1 protein-coding gene is annotated in these 1,450 nt (G+C 68.6%); it reads left to right on the top strand.

The window, feature by feature from the left end:
- Nucleotides 1–1,236, top strand: a 1,236-nt coding sequence (locus tag AC5LUJ_RS09035) for a pyridoxal phosphate-dependent aminotransferase (RefSeq protein ID WP_493464768.1), incomplete at its 5' end; no start/stop codon positions are given.
- Nucleotides 1,237–1,450: the final 214 nt, after the last annotated feature.

The following is a 1,450-nucleotide window of genomic DNA, read 5'->3' as shown; positions in this document are numbered from 1 at the left end:
TACGACGTCCGGGGCCCCGTCCTGGACCAGGCGACGAAGCTGGAAGCCGCTGGTCAGCGCATCCTCAAACTGAACATCGGCAACCCGGCGCCGTTCGGGTTCCACGCGCCGCCGGCGGTCCTTGAGGCAGTGGTGAACGGCCTCGCCGAGGCACAGGGCTACAGCGATTCCAAGGGCCTGCTCTCCGCCCGCACGGCCGCGGTCCGGTACGCGAACGGGAAGGGCATCACCGGTATCGACCCCGACGGGGTCTACCTCGGCAACGGCGTCTCAGAACTGATCATGATGTCGCTGCAGGCGCTGCTCAACGACGGCGACGAGGTGCTGCTCCCGGCGCCGGACTACCCGCTGTGGACAGCCGTGGTCAGCCTGTGCGGCGGGCGGCCCGTCCACTACCTGTGCGACGAGCCGGCCGGCTGGATGCCGGACCTGGACGACATGGCCAGCAGGATCACCACGCGCACCCGCGCCATCGTAGTGATCAACCCGAACAACCCCACCGGCGCGGTCTACGACCGCGAGATCCTCGAGGGCATCGTCGAACTCGCCCGCCGGCACAATCTGATGATCTTCTCGGACGAGATCTACGACCGGATCCTCTACGACGACGCCGAGCACGTCTCCACCGCGGCCCTCGCTCCGGACGTCGTGTGCGTGACGTTCAACGGGCTGTCCAAGGCGTACCGGCTGGCCGGCTTCCGCTCCGGCTGGATGGTGCTCTCGGGCCCGCGCACGCACGCGTCCAGCTATGTCGAGGGGCTCAACATCCTGGCCAACATGCGGCTGTGCGCCAACGTCCCGGGCCAGTTCGCCATGCGGGCCGCGCTCGAGGACGACGGCGGCGCGGGCGACCTCGTCCTGCCCGGTGGCCGCCTGCGCGAGCAGCGGGACGTGGTGTGGAAGCTGCTCAACGACATTCCGGGCGTGTCGTGCGTGAAGCCGAAAGGGGCGCTGTACGCGTTCCCGCGGCTCGATCCGGACGTCTACCCGGTCACCGACGACGAACGGCTCGTCCTGGACCTGCTCCTGACCGAGAAGATCATGGTTGTGCAGGGCACGGGTTTCAACTGGCCGCGGCCCGATCACTTCCGGATCGTCACGCTGCCGGACGTGGACGACCTCACCGACGCCGTGGGCCGTATCAGCAGGTTCCTCACCGCCTACGTCCAGGGGGGGGCAGTCCACCGCCAGGGTGGCCGGCCCGCCTTCGAACCGCAGCACATACCGGCGGGCTGACCGGCTCCCGGGAGACACGCTGATCCGGCCGGATCCAGAGGCGGCGGAACCGTGGCCAGATCCGTCCGATCCGTTGAATGCTGCCGGATATCAGCGTTTTCGGCGGTCTCGCGCACGGGCTCGACGAGGACAACCGTGGCCACGCTGGATCCGATCGGGAACCTGCGCCAGCCAGGAACGGCACCAGGCCGAAGATGACGATGCCGTGCGCCAT

The organism is Protofrankia sp. CiP1_Cm_nod3, assembly GCF_982290655.1.
Note: the sequence above shows the minus strand (reverse complement) of the source record. Positions and strands in the feature narration are given on the sequence as shown.